Annotated in this window: 14 protein-coding genes; 4 read left to right on the top strand and 10 right to left on the bottom strand. The window is 68.7% G+C overall.

Annotation, left to right across the window (positions count from 1 at the left end; genetic code table 11):
- Positions 1–6: 6 nt before the first annotated feature.
- The 3 genes from ACSUZC_RS11530 to ACSUZC_RS11520 all read left to right on the top strand — a co-directional run bounded on the left by ACSUZC_RS11530 (position 7) and on the right by ACSUZC_RS11520 (position 2,097).
- Positions 7–780, top strand: coding sequence for a TVP38/TMEM64 family protein (locus tag ACSUZC_RS11530; RefSeq protein WP_439032895.1), 774 nt, complete (start codon positions 7–9; stop codon positions 778–780).
- A gap of 82 nt (positions 781–862) precedes the next feature.
- Positions 863–1,468, top strand: a complete 606-nt coding sequence (locus ACSUZC_RS11525; RefSeq protein ID WP_439032894.1) for a hypothetical protein — start codon at positions 863–865, stop codon at positions 1,466–1,468.
- Positions 1,465–2,097 (top strand): hypothetical protein, encoded by a 633-nt coding sequence (locus ACSUZC_RS11520; protein ID WP_439032893.1) that lies wholly within the window; start codon positions 1,465–1,467, stop codon positions 2,095–2,097. Before ACSUZC_RS11525 ends, ACSUZC_RS11520 begins: the two co-directional genes overlap by 4 nt.
- A 13-nt stretch (positions 2,098–2,110) precedes the next feature.
- Here ACSUZC_RS11520 and ACSUZC_RS11515 read toward each other — a convergent pair whose 3' ends face one another.
- From ACSUZC_RS11515 to ACSUZC_RS11505, 3 genes are all read right to left on the bottom strand, one after another.
- On the bottom strand, positions 2,111–3,340 hold the full coding sequence (locus ACSUZC_RS11515) for an SPFH domain-containing protein (RefSeq protein ID WP_439032892.1): 1,230 nt from the start codon (positions 3,338–3,340) through the stop codon (positions 2,111–2,113).
- Between the two features lie 45 nt (positions 3,341–3,385).
- Complete coding sequence (locus ACSUZC_RS11510) at positions 3,386–3,814, bottom strand: NfeD family protein (RefSeq protein WP_439032891.1); 429 nt, start codon at positions 3,812–3,814, stop codon at positions 3,386–3,388.
- A gap of 78 nt (positions 3,815–3,892) precedes the next feature.
- Entirely contained in the window at positions 3,893–4,720 is an 828-nt protein-coding gene (locus ACSUZC_RS11505; protein ID WP_439032890.1) for a DUF3097 domain-containing protein, read from the bottom strand.
- Positions 4,721–4,862: 142 nt separating this feature from the next.
- On the opposite strand from ACSUZC_RS11505, the gene ACSUZC_RS11500 reads away from it, so the two are divergent.
- The gene (locus ACSUZC_RS11500; protein WP_439032889.1) at positions 4,863–5,732 is read left to right on the top strand and encodes a serine/threonine protein kinase; all 870 of its coding nucleotides are present in this window, start codon (positions 4,863–4,865) and stop codon (positions 5,730–5,732) included.
- A gap of 1 nt (position 5,733) precedes the next feature.
- On the opposite strand, the gene ACSUZC_RS11495 is transcribed toward ACSUZC_RS11500, so the two are convergent.
- From ACSUZC_RS11495 to ACSUZC_RS11465, 7 genes are all read right to left on the bottom strand, one after another.
- The gene (locus tag ACSUZC_RS11495; protein WP_439032888.1) at positions 5,734–6,858 is read right to left on the bottom strand and encodes a ferrochelatase; all 1,125 of its coding nucleotides are present in this window, start codon (positions 6,856–6,858) and stop codon (positions 5,734–5,736) included.
- Positions 6,855–7,694: an NADH-dependent enoyl-ACP reductase InhA gene (gene inhA / locus ACSUZC_RS11490; protein ID WP_439032887.1), complete on the bottom strand. Its 840-nt coding sequence runs from the start codon at positions 7,692–7,694 to the stop codon at positions 6,855–6,857. Before inhA ends, ACSUZC_RS11495 begins: the two co-directional genes overlap by 4 nt.
- A gap of 61 nt (positions 7,695–7,755) precedes the next feature.
- Positions 7,756–8,490: a 3-oxoacyl-ACP reductase FabG1 gene (gene fabG1, locus ACSUZC_RS11485; protein ID WP_439032886.1), complete on the bottom strand. Its 735-nt coding sequence runs from the start codon at positions 8,488–8,490 to the stop codon at positions 7,756–7,758.
- A gap of 87 nt (positions 8,491–8,577) precedes the next feature.
- Positions 8,578–9,546: a VWA domain-containing protein gene (locus ACSUZC_RS11480; protein WP_439032885.1), complete on the bottom strand. Its 969-nt coding sequence runs from the start codon at positions 9,544–9,546 to the stop codon at positions 8,578–8,580.
- 3 nt (positions 9,547–9,549) lie between these two features.
- On the bottom strand, positions 9,550–10,488 hold the full coding sequence (locus ACSUZC_RS11475) for a DUF58 domain-containing protein (RefSeq protein WP_439032884.1): 939 nt from the start codon (positions 10,486–10,488) through the stop codon (positions 9,550–9,552).
- Complete coding sequence (locus ACSUZC_RS11470) at positions 10,478–11,677, bottom strand: AAA family ATPase (RefSeq protein ID WP_439032883.1); 1,200 nt, start codon at positions 11,675–11,677, stop codon at positions 10,478–10,480. The genes ACSUZC_RS11475 and ACSUZC_RS11470 overlap by 11 nt, the downstream gene beginning before the upstream one ends.
- A gap of 216 nt (positions 11,678–11,893) precedes the next feature.
- The gene (locus ACSUZC_RS11465; protein WP_439032882.1) at positions 11,894–13,408 is read right to left on the bottom strand and encodes an NlpC/P60 family protein; all 1,515 of its coding nucleotides are present in this window, start codon (positions 13,406–13,408) and stop codon (positions 11,894–11,896) included.
- Positions 13,409–13,771: the final 363 nt, after the last annotated feature.

Genomic DNA, 13,771 nt, shown 5'->3' with positions numbered 1-13,771 from the left:
GTCCGGGTGCCCGATCCATCGACAGTCAGCGAGAATATCGCCGACCCGATCGGGACCGGATCTCCTGACGAGCCGGCCACCAGAGCCGGTCGACGACGACGATTCGACCGTCGCGTCGTACGCCGGGCCATGCTGGCCATTTCGCTCGTCGCCGCCGTTCTCGCCGCGTCGTACTTCGTGCCCTTGCCGTCGGTCGCGAGTGTGCGGACCTGGGGCGACGACCTCGGTCCGTCTTTCGTGTGGCTGTTCTTCCTCGCCTATGCGGTGATCACCATCGCCCCGATCCCGCGGTCGACGTTCACCGTCATGTCCGGGATCTTCTTCGGCCCGCTCGTCGGCTTCGTCGGGGCGATGATCGCGTCCTCGGTCGCGGCGGTGGCGGCCTTCGCTCTGGTCCGGACGATCGGCCGGGATCGCGTCCAGCCCTACCTGAAGAAGCCGGTCGTCAAGTCGGTGGAGTACCGGCTGGAACGTCGTGGGTGGCTCGCGGTCGGTTCGCTGCGCTTCATCGCCGCCTGTCCGTTCTCCGTGGCGAACTACTGCTCGGCGCTGTCGTCGGTGCGACCGCTTCCCTACGCGGTCGCCAGCATCATCGGTATGGCCCCGGGGACCGCGGCCGTGGTCATGCTGGGGGATTCACTGACCGGCGACACCCATCCGTTGCAGTTGGTGGTCAGCGGCGCGTTGTTCGCGATCGGGATCGCCGGACTGGTTCTCGATTCCAGACTGCCGGTGTCCCGGTCGGGGTCGGAAGCCAACCTGACAAGTACAGAACCTTGATCGACCCGGCATCAAGTCATTACACGTGATCTATCTAGTCCTGAACCTTGATTCCTTCCGATCAAGACTTTAGGCTTGACGGATGTTCGTCATGACCGTCGACCAACGGGGCAGTCGCCGCGACGTCGATCGTGTGGGTACCGCCCTCGCCCTGCTCGACACCGTCGACACTGTGCGCCGCTTCGAACGCACCGCCGGCGACGAGATCCAGGGCATCCTCGCCGACCCCGCGGTGACTGCGCGGATCGCGCTGCAACTGACCGCGGACGGGCACTGGAGTGTCGGTATCGGGACCGGCGCGGTCGACGAACCACTGCCCGAATCGACGCGAGCGGGTCGAGGCGCAGCATTCATCCACGCACGTGACGCGGTGGAGGCCGCCAAACGCCAGCGCATCCCGTTCTGCGTCCGCGGCCCGCACGAGCGGTGGTGCCGCCACGCCCAGACCGCGGGCCGGCTCATCGCCGACGTCATGAGCAGCCGGAGTGCCGCCGGCGAGGAGGCGGTGGAGCTGATGCGACGTGGCCTCACGCAGGCCGAGGCCGCCGCCCGGCTCGACATCACGCCGCAGGCGATGAGCCAACGACTCCGCGCCGCGGGATGGGATCTCGAGTCCGATTCCCTGGACCTCGTCGCCGACGCACTGGCCGAGGCAGACCGCCGGCCGCAGAACGGAAGGACCACGTGACCACCGCCGCGATCGCCCTCCTCGTCGTCACCGCACTCGCAGCACCTGCCTGGATCGTCGTGACCCGGCGGACCCGCGACCGGGCGTCGGCGGCGACCGCCAGGCGCCTGGAACTCGTCGCGGCCATCGGGCTGCTCGTGGTGGCCGCCGCGGCCGCCGTCCTGGCTGCCGCGGCGGGACCGGTCACCGGGTTCCCGGCGTCGGCGGCTCCCGTCGTCGCCGCCCTGGCGGCGGTCACCGGCGGTGGACCCGTCGTGCGAGCGGTTCTGGTGGCCGGCGGGGTGGGCTCGGCGGGGCGGCCGGGTCCCGCACCCGATTCCGCCGACACCCCTGCCCCCGACTCCCCCGGATCCGACGACCCGACCCAGTCCGACACGGGACGCCCGGACGGAGACGCCGGTCCGCTACGCGGCGGACGCGTGATCGGCTACCTCGAACGTCTCGCGGTCGTCACCACCCTGATGGCCGGATGGCCCGAGGGCCTCGCGATCATCCTGGCCGTGAAGAGCCTCGCCCGCTATCCGGAATTGCGTGCCGCCCATGCGGCCGAGCAGTTCATCATGGGCACCTTCGCCTCGGTCATGTGGGCGGTCGGGATGGCCGGCATCGAACATCTCCTCATCCGCTGATCCGTCGCGAACGTCAGGACGGAGGTTCGGTCGGTGCGGAGTCCTGCTGTTCTGGCGGGGCCCAGCCGGTGTCGGCGAGTTCGGCGGGCTCGGAACCGATCGGCGATGCATGCCGGGAGGCCCGCGCCGCACGCGAGGTGATCTCGGGCGCCACCGGCGTGCGGGCGACGGCCTCGGCCTCGGCGACGGCCTGCGCGACCTTGGGATCCGACGCCAACGAGAACCAGTCCTCGGTCTCGGACTCGTCGATCGGCGACGGCGGCGAGTCGGCTGGCTCGTACCGGAACACCCCGTCGTCGCCCTGGACTCCGAAGGATTTCGCGAAACCCTGCAGCGCCGAACCGAAGTCGGAGGGCACCACCCACACCTTGCTTCCCTCGCCCTTGGCCATCTCCGGCAACTGCTGCAGATACTGGTAGGCCAGGAGTTCCGGCGTCGGCTTGGCGGCCTTGATCGCGGCGAAGGTCTTCTCGATCGCTTTCGCCTCGCCCTGGGCGTTCAGGTACGACGCCGCACGCTCACCCTGAGCGCGGAGGATGCGTGACTGTCGTTCGGCCTCGGCCGCGAGGATCGCGGCCTGTTTGGCGCCTTCGGCGGCAAGGATCTGCGACTGCTTGTTGCCCTCGGCGGTCTTGATCGCCGACTCCCGCTGACCCTCGGCGGAGAGGATCGTCGCGCGCTTCTCGCGATCGGCCTTCATCTGCTTCTCCATCGACTCCTGGATCGACGGCGGCGGCATGATCGACTTGAGCTCGACGCGCGCGACCCGGAGACCCCAACGACCGGTCGCCTCGTCGAGGACCCCGCGTAGCTGGCCGTTGATGGAGTCCCGCGAGGTGAGGGTCTCTTCGAGGGTCATCCCGCCGACCACGTTGCGCAGGGTCGTGATGGTGAGCTGCTCGACGCCGGCGATGTAGTCGTCGATCTCGTAGACGGCCGCCCGCGGGTTGGTGACCTGGAAGTACACGACGGTGTCGATCGACAGCGTCAGATTGTCCTCGGTGATCACCGGCTGCGGGGGGAACGACACCACGCGCTCACGGACGTCGACACGCGCCCGGATCCGGTCGATGAACGGCAGCAGCAACGTCAGCTGGCCGGAAACGGTACGGGTGTACCGGCCCAGACGTTCGATGACAGCAGCCTCGGCCTGCGGGATGAGGGCGACCGACTTGACCACGACCACCACCACGAGCAGCACGAGTAGCACCAAGACGATCAGACCGAAGATCTCGTACTCCATGGTCACCTTCCAGCTTCGTCGTTCCGGTGTCCGGCGTCGGGATGTTCAGGCGCGCCAGACCACCGCGGTTGCGCCGTCGATCTCCACGACGGTCACATGGGTTCCGGGTTCGAGCACCTGGGTCGGGTCCATGGCACGGGCCGACCACACGTCGCCGCCGATCTTGACCCGCCCGTCACGGGCGTCCACCTGCTCGGTCACCACCGCCGGCCGACCCTCGAGTGCTTCGGTGTTCATGAGCACCGCCGGCCGGTTCAGCATGTGGCGTCGTGCGATCGGCCGCACCGCCGCCAACAGCAGCACCGACACCCCGGCGAAGACCAGTCCGTCGACCCAGAGCGGCGGGTCGAAGGCGACATCGACTCCCGCGGCGGCAAGCGCGCCGCCGGCGAGCATCAGCAGCACGAGTTCGCCACCGAACATCTCCGCGACCACCAGGAGGATCGCGGCCGCCAGCCACAGCAGGGCGCTCATGTGTCCAGTCTGCCAGAGATGACCGACCCGAAGCCCGCACCGGGACGGGGGCCGGGCCGCTACCGTGCTCGGACCCGCTCACCTGGGCTCCTCGGCGGCGGTCACGAAGTCGATGAGTTCCTCCACCGACCGCAGCAGATCCACCTCGAGATCCCGGAAGCTGCTGACCCCGCCCAGCACCCGCCGCCAGCCGTCCCGGGGGTGACCCCACCCGAGTTCCGCGCACACGCCGGTCTTCCAGTCGGTCCCGCGCGGGATCCGCGGCCAGGCGTCGATCTTGACCGACGCGGGCTTCACCGCCTCCCAGACGTCGATGTACGGGTGCCCGCACACGAGGACGTGTTCGCCCACGGACGCGGTCAGGTTCGCTTCCTTCGAACCGGCGACCAAGTGGTCGACGAGCACTCCGGCACGCCGGTGCGGGGCGGGTGCGAAGTCGGCGAGCGCCTCGTCGAGGTTGTCCAGACCATCGAGGCTGACCACGACGACGCCCTCGGCGCGCAGATCGTCGCCCCACACCCGTTCGAGCAGGGTCGCGTCGTGCACGCCCTCGACGAAGATGCGGCTCGCGCGGGCGGTCCGCGCCCTGGTGCGTGGCGCGGCCCGCGAACCCGATGCGGTCATCGCGGGCTGTTGGGGTCCTCGCGAGCGCGGACGGACGAGCGTGACCGGACGGCCGTCGATCAGAAAGGCGCCGGGGTGCATGAGGAAGACCCTGGTCTGACCCCGCCGGTCCTCGAGGCGGACGAGGTCCCCGGAGTAGCTCTTCTCCAGTCCGACGACGGCGCCGCAGAATCCGGTCGCGGCATCTTCGACGACGAGGTCCCGCTCCGCGGCGACCTCGGCCGGGCGGGGCTTGGCCCGACGGGGCTGAGAAAGCACATCGCGTCCGTATCGGTCATCCATCAGCGCACCACCTTGTCGATCGGTCCCTCGCATCGCAGCGCACACACCGTATTCGCCCGGACGTCACGAACCCGGTTGCCACGCCCGGCTCGCCGCGATCGGCGCCGGTATCCTGGCCTCTTGATGAAAACCGGTGAGCTCGATGAAACGCAGTGAGATCCTCGCGTCCACGGTCGCGTGGCCGTCATGCGCCCTCGGCGCATGGTCGGCGGCGTGGCTGGCCGGGCGCTGCTCCCCCGACGACGTGATCGAGGCGCTCGCGGAGTCCGCCGACCGGCATGAGGTCAGATGGTTCGACCCCACCGCCTCCGGCGCCGAATTCGGTGACGCCGCAGACGGTTCTGCGAACGGTGTGCTCGATCTGCTCGGCGTGCTCCGACCGGCACGGCGTCTCCTGGTGCGACTCCCCTCCACCGGCGACCCCCAGGGACTTCCCCCGCACCCGGCAACGTCGGCCGCGCTCCTCGCGGGCGAGGTGCTGCTCGTCGACGGCGGGTCGGCGCCGGGCACCCTCGCGGTCGTCCCGGAGGTGTCCGTGGACCACCTGGATGCACTCGGCGACGATCCCCGTCATCTCACCTGCCGGTGGACGGTGTTCCGATACGACGCGCCCCTCGACCTCGGCCATCTGGTGTCCGCGGGTCCTTCGGCGGGTGACCTCGAACACGAGTTACGGCAGGCGGTGCGCGATGCGGCGGCGATCATCGGGGGCCTCAACGGGCGCCGGTCCGCGGGTGCGACCGACCTGCGCGCGGACCTCGCCACGCTGACCACCCGTCACCGGGTGACGCTGCCCCCACATGCGCTGGACACGCGCTCGACGAGGCTCATCGACACGGCCGCGCAGGTGGAGGCGATCGTCGACCTGGCGAACGTGCGCAGTGCCGAGATCGGAGACGGTGCGGGCCAATGGGATTCGGGCGACTCGGCACTACGCGGTCTGCAGACTCTCACCCGGACGGCGCGGGCCGCCGCGGTGAATCAGACGATCGTCGAACTGCTGCGTCGCTGAGTCAGGCGTCGGACGTCTGCGGGCGTCGAGTCGGACGGGCCGCGGGTACGCAGCAGTTTTCCCGGCAGGTGCGGCCGTTGTCGGCGCAGCCCATCGCCGTCAGATCGCCGCCGCCGCCTGCGTAGGACTCGACGAACTCCCCGATCATCTCGATGAAACGGCGGTCGGGTCCGACGGTCCCGGCGCGCGCATAGTCCATGTCCAGGCGTTCGGCGACCTCTGCCGCCTCGTTGTCCAGGTCCCAGATCACCTCGAGGTGGTCGGAGATGAACCCGATCGGGTACACGACGACTCGCCGGATCCCCCGTGCGGCAAGGTCTTCGAGGTGATCACAGATGTCGGGTTCCAACCACGGGATCTGCGGTGGCCCCGACCGCGACTGCCACACCTGGTCGAACTCGGCGATGCCCAGTGCGTCGGCGACCGCCTGCGAGGCGGCCATCACCTGGCGTGAGTACAGGTGCCCGCCCTCGGCCGCCGGACCCGATGCCGCGTCGGCCGAGTCCGGTACGGAGTGGGCGGTGAACACCAACCGCGGCGCTTCGTCGCCCGGCCCCAGCGACTCGATGGCTCGACGGACCGCGTCGGCACCGGCGGCGACGAACGCCGGATGCGACCAGTACTGCGGCAGTTTGCGCAGCAGCATCGCGGAGTCGGGTTCCGTCGCCGCCGGCACCGCACGCGTCAGCGAGGTCAGCGCTCGATCGATGTCCTCGTGGTACTGGCGGCACCCCGAGTAGCCGCCCCACGCCGACGTCGGGAACACCAGCACGCGGCGGTGTCCGTCCCGGTACATCTGCGCCACCGTGTCCTCGGCCATCGGGTGCCAGTTCCGGTTGCCGAACCAGACCGGCAGATCGATGCCGCGCCGGTCCAGTTCGGCCCGCAGGGCGTCGATCATCTCGAGGTTCAGACGGTTGATCGGCGAGACACCCCCGAAGTGCAGGTAGTGCTCGGCCACGGACTCCAGCCGCTCACGCGGGATGCCACGGCCCCGGGTGACGTTCTCGAGGAACGGCATCACGTCATCCGGGCCGTCCGGCCCGCCGAACGACAGGAACAGGACGGAGTCGAAGGGCTCGGAATCGACCGTCGCCGATCCACCCGCTGCGGCTGAAGAGCTCATGAGCCGGAGGTCATGCCCTCCGGGAACCAGGTGTTGTGGCTGGCTCCGCCGTCGACGTAGACGATGGACCCCGTGGTGCCGGGCAACCAGTCACTGAGCAACGCGCACACCGACTTCGCGACCACGGTCGGGTCGTCGACGTCCCAGCCGATGGGTGAGGCCCCGTCCCAGTACTCGTTGAGCATGGTGAGCTGCTTGGCATCGTCGGTCGCGGTGCCGGCGATCGCCTTGGCGGCAAGCGTCTTGATCGGCCCGGCGGCCACGAGGTTCGAGCGGACGTTCTTGGCGTTTCCCACCTCGCGGGCGACATACCTGTTCACCGATTCGAGTGCGGCCTTGGCCACGCCCATCCAGTTGTAGTACGGCATCGCGGTGCGGGGATCGAAGTCCATGCCCACGATGGAGCCGCCCTCGTTCATGGCGGGGAGCACGGCGCGTGCAAGCGACGCATAGCTCCACGCCGAGATCTCGAAGGCCTTGGCGGCGTCGGGACCCGGACCTTCCAGGAACGGCTTGGCCTCGGGGCCCATCAGGGTGCGGGGCGCGAAGGCGATCGAGTGCATCACGCCGTCGATACCCTGCGGGGCCAGTTCGAAGATCTTGCCCGCGAGCGCGTTCAGGTCGTCCTCGTTGGTGACGTCGAGACCGATGGCCGGCGGCACCTCCTTCGGCAGCCGCTTGGCGATCCGGTCGATCAGCCGAAGTCGCTCGGGGATGCCGGTGATGATCACCGTCGCACCCTGTTCCTGGGCCATGGCCGCCGCGTGGAAGGCGATCGATGCATCGGTGATGATGCCCGTGATGAGGACGGTCTTCCCGTCCAGGATTCCGCTCACGAAGTTGTGCTCCTGAGATCGACGTTGGTTGGGTTGCTGTTGGTCTGGCGCGACGGGCGGGTCAGTGACCCATGCCCATACCGCCGTCGACCGGCAGGACGGCACCCGAGATGTAGCCGCCCTCGTCGGAGGCGAGGAAGCTGATGGCCGCCGCCACGTCTTCGGGCTTGCCGGTGCGGCCGAGCGGGATGGCCTGCTTGGCCATCTCGATGTAGCGGTCCTCCATTGATGCCGTCATGTCGGTCTCGATGAACCCCGGCGCCACCACGTTGGCGGTGATGTTGCGCGAGCCGATCTCACGGGCGATCGACCGCGCCATGCCGATGAGTCCCGCCTTCGACGCCGCGTAGTTGGCCTGGCCGGGGATGCCCGACATCGCCACCACCGAGCCGAGGAAGATCATGCGGCCCCACTTGGCACGCTGCATGCCCTTGGTGGCGCGCTTGGCGCACCGGAACGCGCCGGTGAGGTTGGCGTCGATGACGTTCTCGAACGACTCCTCGGACAACCGCATGAGGAGCATGTTGTCGGTGATACCGGCGTTGGCCACCAGGATCTCGACCGGGCCCTGGTGCTGCTCGACCTCGGTGAACGCGCGGTCGACCGACTCGGAGTCGGTGACGTCGCACTTCACCGCGAACAGGCCCTCGGGCGCACCGGAACCGCGGTGGGTGACCGCGACCTTGTGGCCGTCGGCGGCCAGGCGCTGGGCCACCGCGAGACCGATCCCACGGTTGCCACCGGTGACCAGGACCGAACGGGAGGGATTCTGCGCTTCGTTGCTAGCTGCCGTCATGGGTGTTCAACCTATCCGTTCTCGTTGCGGGGGTGACACGGCGGTCACCGGGCTCGGACGTGCCTGTACCGATCGGCACTGCCCACATCAGGGCAGGCGACGGTTGATCGCCAGCGCTGCGAACGCCGAGACCAGCGCGAACAAGGTACCCGCGATGAGCCACGGCCTCGAATTGTCCCCGCGCCTGGTCTCGTAACCGATGTCGTCCTGCAGCTTCTCGTAGACCTTGTTGAGCTCGTCGAGACTCGCGGCGGTGAAGAACTCGCCACCCGAGAGGTTGGCGATCTTGCGCAGCGAGTCGTCGTCCACCGGCACGGGAACTCGGTCGCCCTCGAGTTCGACGGTGCCGGTGCGGGTGCCGAAGGAGATGGTCGAGACCGGGATCTTCTCTTCCTTGGCCTTGCGCGCCGCGGTGAAGGCACCGCGGGGATCATCCGGGTCGTCGGGGACGGTCTGCTTGCCGTCGGAGAGCAGCACGATGCGTGCGGGAGGTGCGCCCTCGGTGCCGCCCAGGACCGCGTTGAGGGTGCTGATCTGTTGCATCGCGGCGAAGATCCCCTCCCCGGTGGCGGTCTTGTCGTCCAGGCGGAGTTTGTCCACGGCGACCTTGGTCGCGTTGTGGTCCGGGGTCGGTGAGACCAGGCTCGCCGCCGTCCCGGCGAAGGAGATCAGACCCAGGTTGATGCCCTCGGTCAGTTCGTCGGCGAACTTCTTGGCGGCCTCCTGCGCCGCCTTGATCCGCGACGGGGACACATCGGTCGCGTTCATCGACCGGGACACGTCCATCACGAGAACCACGGTGGCCTTGTTCCGCGGGACCTTCCGGTCGGCCTGCGGTCCGGTCAACGCGACGGTCAGCAGGACCAAGGAGATCATCAGCAATGCGATCGGGAGGTGCCGGAGCCGGTTGCGCTCGGCGGGGGCCACCGACTTCAGGAGGTCGAGGTTGGCGAAGGTCAGCGCGCGTTGCCTGCGCCGGCGCAGCATGTAGACATAGGCGGCGCCGAGCAGCGCCACGACGAGCAGCAGCAACAGCCACCAGGGACTGGACAACATCGACTACCCCACCCCCGCCGCGAGTCCACGTCGGCGTTGGGCCACGAACTTGACGGTGTCGGTGATCCATTCGCGGTCGGTGCGCAGCGTCAGCACCGCTCCACCGCAGCTGCGCAGCGTGCGGTGCACCCGCTGTTGATGCGCGAGGGCCGCGGCCCCGAAGTCGCGTCGGAGTTCGTCGGTGATCGTGACGTCATGGATCTCACCGGACTCGGCGTCGGCGAGCGTGACCTCACCGATGGCCGGGAGCTCGAGATCGCGCGGGTCGAGAACCTCGACCGCGAGGAGTTCGTGGTGCGCGCCGATCGCGCGCAGTGACCGTTCCCAGTCGATGGGCCCGAGGAAGTCACTGATGACGACGGCGAGACCGCGTCGTCGCTGCGGCCTGCGGAGCGCCTCGATGCCCGCCTTCAGATCACCGCGGACACCGGGAGCGCTGCGGCGGGTCGTGGCGATGGCCTTCAACAGGTTCTGCGCGTGCGCACGGCCGGCGCGGGCGGGAACCCGCACCACGTCGTCACCGGTCACCACCAGTGCCCCGTGGCGGTTGCCGCCGCCGGAGGTCAGGTGGACCAGCGCGGCGGACGCGGCGACGGCGAGATCGCGCTTGGTGCAGCCGACGGTCCCGAAATCCAGACTCGCCGAGGCGTCGACGACGAGCCAAGTCTCGAGCTCACGGTCGGCGATCATCTGTCGCACGTGGGGCTGGGTGGTCCGCGCGGTGACCGACCACTCCATCCGGCGCACGTCGTCGCCGGGCTGGTAGGCGCGGGACTCCCCCGGCTCGGACCCCGGCCCGGGGATCAAGCCCAGATGCTCGCCCTGGAGCACGCCGTCGAGCTTGCGCCGCACGGTGAGCTCGAGCATCTTCAGAGCCGCGGTCAGTTGCGGCTCGTCGAGCAATCCGGCGCCGAGGCTCGGCAGGTCCCGATTAGCCGCCATACTGCGAAGAACTTCGGTTCGCCTGCGCCTGATTCGGGTTCACCGGACCGCCGGACTGCGGAACCTGTTGCGCCGCATAGCCGTTGGGACCTTGCTGCGGACTCGGCGCGTGTGACTGTGCGGCCGGGTACTGCCCCTGGGCCATGGGCTGGGCACCCACCTGCGGCAGGCCGACGGTCTGCAGGACACGGGAGATCACCTGATCGGCATCGATCTCGTCGGCCAGCGCGTCATAGGACAACACGAGCCGGTGACGCAGGACGTCGGGCATGATCTCGACGACGTCCTGCGGGATCACGTAGTCGCGTCCGCGGACGAGCGCCAGCGCGCGGGCGGCCGCGACGATACCCAGAGTCGCACGCGGCGACGCGCCGTAGGACAGCCAGGACGCGACGTCGTTGAGACCGAGTTCGGCGGGCCTGCGGGTGGCGTTGATGACCCGGACGACGTAGTCGACGAGCGCGTGATGGACGAAGACGTTCGCCGCCGTCCGTTGCAGACGCAGCATCGCCGCCGGGTCGAGGACCTGCGAGGCCGTCGGCGGGACGTTACCCATCCGGTAGACGATCTCGCGCTCTTCCTCGACCGACGGGTAGTCGACGAGGACCTTGAACAGGAAGCGGTCGCGCTGTGCCTCGGGCAGCGGGTACACGCCCTCGTTCTCGATGGGGTTCTGCGTCGCCATCACCAGGAACGGATCGGGCATCGGGTAGGTCTTGCCACCGATCGAGACGTGCCGCTCGGCCATCACCTCCAGCAACGCCGACTGCACCTTGGCCGGTGCACGGTTGATCTCGTCGGCGAGCAGGAAGTTCGCGACGACCGGGCCGAGCTCGGTGTCGAACTCCTCCCGACCCTGCCGGTAGATGCGGGTACCGATCAGGTCGGTGGGAACGAGGTCGGGGGTGAACTGCACGCGCGAGAACGAACCGCCGACCACGCGCGCGAACGTCTCGACCGCGAGCGTCTTCGCGACGCCGGGAACGCCTTCGAGCAGGATGTGCCCGCGCGCGAGGAGACCGACGAGGATGCGCTCGACGAGTTGGTCCTGGCCGACGATGACTCGCTTGACCTCGTAGATGGCCCGCTCGAGCAGGGCGGTGTCGGCGTCACTCAGCACCGAGGCGTCCGCTCCGCTCGTCCCGGGATCTCCCGGGGCCGCCTTGTCGAGGGAGTGCGATTCGGTCAACCCGTGCTCCTGTTCCTCTGAACTGCTGTTCGTCTGAACTGCGATGCGTCAGCTGGTGTGGGCGCGGCCGGTCGGGAATGGCCACGCGCCGCGCGCAGGCCGAGACCCCCGCGTGTGCTTGTGCCAGCCTAGCGGTGAGAACTGAAAAGGTGCCAAGAAGACCTGACCGGCGTCGTGCGTTCGGAAGGGTCGTGCGTTCTGGACGGCCCGGCCTGATCAGAGCAGTCGCACGACGTTCGGCATCGCACCGTCGGTGCGCAGCGGCGACACCTTGACCACGTCACCCGACTGCGGCGCCTCGACCATCTTGTTGTCGCCCAGGTACAGCGCGACGTGCGCGCTCGCGTTCGGGCCGTAGAAGATCATGTCGCCGCGACGCATCTGCGACAACGGGAACTGTGGGCCGGAGGTGTACTGATAGCCGGTGTAGTGCGGCAGTTCGATACCCACGCCTGCGAACGCGTAGATCATCAGACCCGAGCAGTCGAAGCCGATCTTGTTGTAGTCGCCGTAACTGTCGGCGACACCGCCGTCGCGGATGCCCTGCGTCGGACCGTTGGCGTCGCCGCCGCCCCACGCGTAGGGGACGTTGAGTTGCGACAGCGCACGGTTCACCGCGATCTCGACGGCCTGCGGTCCGCGCAGCCCGGGGCGGACCATCCCGCCGCCACCGCCGCCTCCGCCGGACGAACTGCCGAACAGAGTGCCCAGACTGCCCGAACCGAGCCGTGCGCTGAGGGTGTCCCCGCCGCTGCTCCCGGTCAGGTCGGCACCGCCGATGCCGAGTTCGTTCAGCAACTCCGACTGCGGGAGCTGCTGCTGTCCGACCAGACTCGCCAGGACCGACTGGCCCACGTCGATGGCCAGCCGAGCAGCGGCTTCGGCCGCCACCGCGAGGGCCTGGTTGTCGGTCGCCGGGGTCGCCGGGAGCGCCTTGAGGACGCCGCCCGCGGACGGGTCGGACGGGAACAGATCGGCGAGCAGGTCGCTCGCCGACGGGCCCTCGACGGTCTTCTTGGGCACATAACCGCGAATGGTGTTGAGCCGCTTCTGCACCCGGTCACGCTCGGTGATCAGCGTGGCCTTGCGCTTCTGCTGTGTCGTGATCGCGGTCTTCGCCTCGGTCACCGCGGCCATCGCGTCGTTCTTGCGCTGTTCGGCACTCTTGGCGGCGAAGGACGCCTGCCTGCGGGTCGCCTCGACCGCGGCGAGACGGTTGGCCTTCTGGTTACGGGCGACCTGCAGCTTGCGGATCATCTCCTGCTGCTTCTTGCCGACCTGATCGAGGAGTTTCATGCGATCGAGCACGGCCTGGGGGTCGGTCGAGGAGACGTAGTTCGACATCGAGACCTGTTCGGGCCCTTGCTGGTAGGCAAGACGAGCGAAGCGGTCGAACTCTTTCTGCGCGTCGACCACGGCGCGGCCGGCACGGTCGAGTTCGGTGCGGGCACCGCGCGCCGCGACCGAGGCGAGGCGGCGCTGCGCGAGGGAGTTCTGGAAGTCGACGATCGACCGGTTGACCGTCTCCTGCCGCGCCGCGAGCGCCTGATCCAGGTCGGCGATGTCCTGGTTGACCGACGCGATGCGGTTGATCAGGCCGGACACCGGCGACTCGGGCGTCTTCTTCGGCGCCGCGGTCGCATGACCGGCACCGACCGCGCAGATGAGCACGACAGCAAGGGCTGCCGAGATGCGCGCCGGCCAGGACGCACCAGTTCTTCCTCGACTCACCGGAACTCCTCGCGGTTTCGTGCGGGGATGCTCGCGATCCCCGGCTGGCGATCGGCGGTCGGGGGCCCGCGATCACACACTGCACTTCAGTAACAAGTGACCCTGTGGGACTCACAGGAAACACATGCGACATCAGAACCGTACGTCACATCAACCACACGAGAAAACCTTGTCGCAGAATTACAAAGGCGTGATTACCTGCGAAAATGCCGTGAACTGGCAAAAGTTCGATGGTTGCCGAAGGTCTCGAATCGGCAACAGAGCACGGGACACGCCCCACATCGCGTTCCGGCCATCGTCCAGCTGCGATATGCGCGCCGCGCCTGACGCTGCCAGCGGCGCTTCGGCGAGGTCAGGCGTCGG

This window comes from Gordonia terrae (assembly GCF_051789125.1).
Classification (GTDB): Bacteria; Actinomycetota; Actinomycetes; order Mycobacteriales; family Mycobacteriaceae; genus Gordonia; species Gordonia terrae_A.
This window is presented reverse-complemented; position numbering and strand designations above follow the sequence as displayed.